Raw genomic sequence first — 2902 nt, 5'->3', positions numbered from 1 at the left:
ACGAGGACGTGACGGAGGTGCTGAGCACCGGCCCCATCAATCTGGAGTTCATCAACTCCATCGACGACCCGGAGAACCTGTCGGAATCGGCGAAGGAATGGCGCCGCCAGATGGGCCAGCGCAGCGGACCGCCCTCGGACTACGATCAGATCACAACGGCCCGGCAGGGCATGTATGTCTGCATGTACGAGCAGCGCCTGGCCGAGGTGCAAGGTGTCGAGGCCGAGCCTGAACCGGCCGCCCCGGCGCGCGAACCGGAGCCGGAGCCCGACCTCAGCGGCCCGCCCACGATAATCGAGCCCTCTCTCCCCTGGTTCACCTCAGACGACTATCCCGCATCGGCGCTGCGCGCCGAGCGCCAAGGCGAGGTGAGGTACATTCTCACCATCGACGCCGGCGGCAAGGTCCGTGGGTGCCAGGCGGATGGCCCGGAGGGTGCGGCGGACCTGGAGTCGGCGACCTGCGACGCCCTGATGGCCCGGGCCCAGTTCAATCCGGCCACCGACGCGCGGGGCAAGCCCACGGTGGGTGAGTTCGAGGGCTCCATTAAGTGGACCCTGCCAAACTAACTCGCCCTGGAATGCGCCTCGGGACATGGACGTGCTGACAAAGGCGCGGGCCTCCCCGTCGGTCAGAGACCACGGGTGGCTGCTCATTGGGCTCCATCCTTAGGCAGACGGGTCCAGGTTGCAGCGTCGCATCGCTCAAGGCGCGCAACACACAGCTATTGCTGGTATGGCTCGACCTGGGGGCGCTTGGTTACGTCCCCACAGTGACGGTCGGGGAGCGTTGGGTCATGGCCATGGACGAGGCGGCTTTCGCCGAACTCACGCAGGCCTTTTCCAGCGCCGCCCTGGATCCGTCCCAATGGCGCCCAGCGATGTCGAAGCTGGCTGACGCCCTCGGCGCGGTGGGCTGCGCCCTGGAACTGTCCGACCTGACCTCTGGCGAGGCCGTGATCGACAACACCGCCCAACTGGATGGCGACCTGGCGCGCCTGTATGAGGACCGGATATTTGCGATCAATCCGCGCATCCGGCGGGCCGTGCCCCTCCGGCTGGGCGCCATCGCCGACGACGCCTCACTCGTTGACCGCGACGACCCCGCCAATGGCGAGTTCTTCGACTGGCTCTCGCGGACGCCCTACTACTATCTCATCGGCGGTAAGATCCTGGCCCAGGAGGGCGCCGTTGGCTTCCTCACGGCCAACTTTTCGCAGGCCCACGGCATGGCGACGGCGGAGCATCACAAGGTCTTCGCAGCCCTGACGCCCCACCTCATCAACACCATGTCGGCCGCGCGCGCGATCACCCGGCGTTCCCTGAGGGGAGAGGCCCTGACGCTGGAGGCGCTGGGGACGGAGCGCGCCTTCGCCTTTCTCAGCGCAGATGGACGTCTCGTCGAAGCCTCTGTCGGGTTCGAGGTCCTGCTGCGCGCCCAGGACACCCTGCGGCTCCGACAGGGGGAGCTGACGGCGGACCGGCCCGGGGAACGCCGGATAGTCGAGACCTTCCTGGCCGCAGCGGTGGGTCGCCGCAGCCCCCTCTCCCCGCCCGCGCCGATCCGGCTTCGCGGAACTCAGGGTGTGCGGGGGCTCGTCCTGCGGGCGGCGCCGCTCGCCCCGCGCCATGACGCCTATGACATCTTCCGACCCGCCGCCCTCCTGACCCTGACCGACCTGGACCAGCCGCACCGCGTGCGCCGGGGCGACCTCGAGAGCCTGTTCGGCCTGACCGAGCGCGAGGCCGAGATCGCCGCCCGCCTGGTGGAGGGCGCCACCCTGGAGCGGATCGCCGCGGCCCTGGAGATCAGCGAACACACCGTCCGCCAGCACCTGAAATCCGTCTTCGGCAAGGTCGGCGTGACGCGACAGGCGGAACTGGTGGCGGTGGTGTCCCGGCTGGCCTAGGGGCGGCGTCCGGTGATGCGGTCACGGCGGGACGCGGTCACGCGGGGCGTTATCGGACATCTTGGAGGCTAGGCTCGGAGCCCACGCCACATTGTATAAGGAAGAGGCCCGCGCGGGTGGTCGCCGGACCTCGTGGCGTTCCCCTGGAACTCAACACACCGAGCCGTGGGGAAGGCCCCAAAGTCGTGCGGCCGCGCTGGCCATATGTCAACGCAGGCCCTGGCCAGCGCCCCTGGCGCCGCTGCCAGGTCACGGTAGCGCTCCCCTAGAAGCCGACAAGCCCTGCGCAAGGCTGCAGGGGCGGGTCAGTTGTCGTCGTTAAGGTTTAGGTTTTCAAAATTGACCAAATCTTTCCAAGATGTATCCAGGAAATTAATGTCAATTTTCAGATAACCAATTCAATTCACGCTCATTAAACCACGCCGCTAGAGGGTTTATAAATAGCCGGGGGATACAGATACACCCAACAAAACCGGAAAGGTGTAGTGGGGTGTCTTCTAGGAATGCGCTGTTTAGGCGCGCCCTCATACTCGGTCTGATGGTCCCTGGCCTCGCCGTTGCCGGCTCCCCCGGCAAGTCGAGCCCCATGCGGCTGGGCGCTGCGGCGATCCCGCCGCTGGGCTATCTCCAGTTCTGCCACCAGCGCCCCGAGGAATGCGCGGGCCCCGAGCCAGCCGATGCGCCCAGCGCGGCGGATCTGGCCAAGGCGGACACCGCCCCCGCCGCCGAACTGGCGAGCGTCAGCCTGACCCGGTCGCGCGCCGTCGACTGGCGCAGCGACTTAAGGCTGGCATGGCGCGCCCAGCCGATCACGATCCGGCTTGAGCCCTGGTCCGCTGAGGCCCGCCCCGAGGCGGCGACGGCGTTTGACCTGCCCCCCACCGGTCCCTCGATCATTATGAGAGCCCTGGGGGGTGATAGTTGATCTGTAGCGCCGGTGGTAGCGGCCGGGCGGCGTAGCCTTCGAGGTTGCGCAGCCGACCGGCCGCGGGG

General features: G+C 67.6%; 3 protein-coding genes. All 3 read left to right on the top strand.

The features are described 5' to 3' along the window. Positions 1 to 569: TonB family protein (locus tag ACE3TA_RS22495; protein WP_374576563.1), on the top strand; the 569-nt coding region annotated here is incomplete at its 5' end. A gap of 86 nt (positions 570 to 655) precedes the next feature. Further along, the gene (locus tag ACE3TA_RS22490; RefSeq protein WP_374576562.1) at positions 656 to 1909 is read left to right on the top strand and encodes a helix-turn-helix transcriptional regulator; all 1254 of its coding nucleotides are present in this window, start codon (positions 656 to 658) and stop codon (positions 1907 to 1909) included. A gap of 586 nt (positions 1910 to 2495) precedes the next feature. After that, positions 2496 to 2834: a hypothetical protein gene (locus ACE3TA_RS22485; protein ID WP_374576561.1), complete on the top strand. Its 339-nt coding sequence runs from the start codon at positions 2496 to 2498 to the stop codon at positions 2832 to 2834. The last annotated feature ends 68 nt before the right edge of the window (positions 2835 to 2902 follow it).

The sequence above is a fragment of the Phenylobacterium sp. genome, assembly GCF_041916435.1.
Lineage (GTDB): Bacteria > Pseudomonadota > Alphaproteobacteria > Caulobacterales > Caulobacteraceae > Phenylobacterium.
The sequence above is the reverse complement of the archived record's forward strand: the minus strand, read 5'-3'. Positions and strand labels throughout refer to the sequence as shown.

Coding starts and splice junctions, on each gene's coding strand:
- ACE3TA_RS22485 (WP_374576561.1), top strand. CDS start 2,496: ATGCGGCTGGGCGCTGCGGCGATCCCGCCGCTGGGCTATCTCCAGTTC.